This is a genomic window from Moorena sp. SIO2C4, from assembly GCF_010672485.1.
GTDB lineage: Bacteria > Cyanobacteriota > Cyanobacteriia > Cyanobacteriales > Coleofasciculaceae > Moorena > Moorena producens.
On record NZ_JAAHGN010001085.1, the window covers coordinates 1 to 2,482 of the forward strand.

The window sequence follows — 2,482 nt, forward strand, 5'->3', positions numbered from 1 at the left end:
CACTTTCAAGGGCTGGTTGATGGTACTGAATAAATTTTACTTGTTGTCCTTCGGTGGTTGTAGTCATGTTTTTTTTCCTTTGGTGTTTGTAGTGGGGGAAGGAGGGAAGGAGTTAGGAGGGAAGGAGTTAGGAGATTAGGAGGTTAGGAGTTAGGAGATTAGGAGATTAGGAGTTAGGAGACAGGAGGGAAGGAGTTTAGTAGGTTGGGTAGAACCATAGTGAAACCCAACAAATTCCTAAGCACAGGCAAGTTCAACGTGAAATAATGTTAATGTGAGGTTTCGTACGTCAACCCCACCTACTGGCTCCAAGAAGTCTACTCTGTCTCCTTATCTCCTGTCTCCTTACCTCCTTCTCTCCTAATCTCCTCATCCCCTCTAACATTTGATGATATAGTTGAGAGCATGATAGGGTGGTCGATTTTCATGAGCTTGACCACCACCTTTACTTAAGGTAGCCTTAGCGGAGTGTAAATTTGGTTCACTCCCAGTATCATCGGTTTTGTCTGTGGTATAATGACCATCCACCTTTAAAAGATATGTGTAATATTCATCAGGAGCATGATTATGGCTTGGCATTTGGTCGAGTGTTAAGGTAACTGTTTTTTGTCCTCCTGTATCATTCGTAGCGTAATCGCTGCCACTGCCAACGATAAATCGATTCCTCAAATCTGGAACTTTTTCACTATTAAGGACATTATTTAAATCTGGATACTTATCGGCATCAAATGATGTACCGTCACACATCAACCATCCGGCTGGTGCTGAACTTCCAGTATAAGGGACAACTGTTCCCACAGGAATTACATACCCAGTTTTATCTTTAATTCGTCCATTAACATCTAATGATCCACTAATATTAGCTGATCCATTAACATCTAATGTCTGTGATGGATCACTAGTACCAATTCCTAGAGAACCATTTTTGAGCACCATCGATGCTGTGCCACCTTCCCCTGGATCGAGCTTGTCATCACTATGAGAACCACCTTTATACCAAGCAAAGTTTTCACGACTTCGGAAGTAGGTGGTATAAGTTTGTAGGCCAATTCCATATATTGAATTATCATAAGATAAGTCGATCATCTGGCGATAGCTTGTATCAAACTTCAACTTGCCATCTTCATCGATACTGATACCATCTTTGACATTGAGCAAACCGTCTAAATCTTGTCTCGTCCCCACACGCACTTTCGTGTCAAACGTTAGAGGTGCTTTTTCAATTTGACAGACAAATTGCCCATCCTTATACCCTGTAACATACTGATAATTTAAATAGAGGTTAGCCTCTCCTGTGGGGTGGGAGGTAACAATATTACCCAAATTGATTAACATGGTTTTCCTGGCTGCCAAAACCACATTAGCACCGTCGGGAATAAAAGTCCACTGTAAACCTTGAACAACTCCATCTACTTGAATAGTTTCAATGTCCCCATTTTGTTGCCATTGGTCTCCTGGAATAGAGATGCTGATGTTATTAACTTGGTCTTGTGTGCCTAACGCCCAAGGTACATTATCTTCTTTTCCCTCTTCGAAAGGTCCCACTTCCAAAGTTACTACCAATTGAGAAGACAGATTAATATCTGCATCATAGTGGAAAGTAATATCGGGATCTGCAGCCGTGGGAAGATTTGTATTAGTGAGGCGCAATTGTAAAGTGCTTACTTCATCATAGGTATTTAGCACCTTATTACAATTGACAAAGCCTACATAGAGGGGAATATTTGATTTTCCGCTTGATTGAACCATTTCTAATGTTAGAGTAAAGTTTTCATCGTAATCACCACCTTCAGGGATTTTCACTGGGCTTGTTACCTCAATACCTCCCTGGTCAAATTCCCAACTGATATTGACATTAGTGGTAGTTGCTCTGTTTTGAAATCCTGAAATAATACTCAAAAGTCGAAAGAACCAGGTTTTTATATCCTCAAGCCCTCTGACTTTCAATAGTTGGCAAAAAATTGAATTAGGCACAGTAGTTGCTAGATCAACATTCTCAGTAGATTGGGCTGCAACTCCTGTTAAAATAACCTCCATTGTGTCTTGGTAAGACAGCATAGTTTCCGGCCCAGTCCAGAGTAGATAAATACTGTCTTCATCGCCATTAGAATCAGAACTAACTAACCAATCTGCACTCTCCACAGCGATGGCACTGGGATCGGCTAAAACGCCAGGGAGAAAAGCCAACTTAAAATGGTAATGTTCACGATCAGGTTGACTTACTCCGTCCATGGGACGAATGGCAATAGTGTTGTCCGGGAGGATATTAGTGATCTTGATATCCAGGGGGGGAACATCCTCCGGTTCCCCAATAACTAAAACGTTACATTGTTCATCCTCATAATCGGTTTGTTCATAACACCAGGTAAACCCAAAGGGCATTTCGCTCATAATTTTTTCCTCTTTGTGAATGGTTGTTTTGAGGAGGGAAGGAGATGAGGAGGTAAGGAGTTAGTATTTAGGAGGTAAGGAGTTTAGGAGT

At 41.3% G+C, this 2,482-nt stretch carries 1 protein-coding gene; it reads right to left on the reverse strand.

What is annotated here, in order from left to right; genetic code table 11:
• Nucleotides 1-378: 378 nt before the first annotated feature.
• On the reverse strand, nucleotides 379-2,391 hold the full coding sequence (locus F6K20_RS33980; RefSeq protein ID WP_287297724.1) for a tail fiber protein: 2,013 nt from the start codon (nucleotides 2,389-2,391) through the stop codon (nucleotides 379-381).
• Nucleotides 2,392-2,482 lie beyond the last annotated feature (91 nt).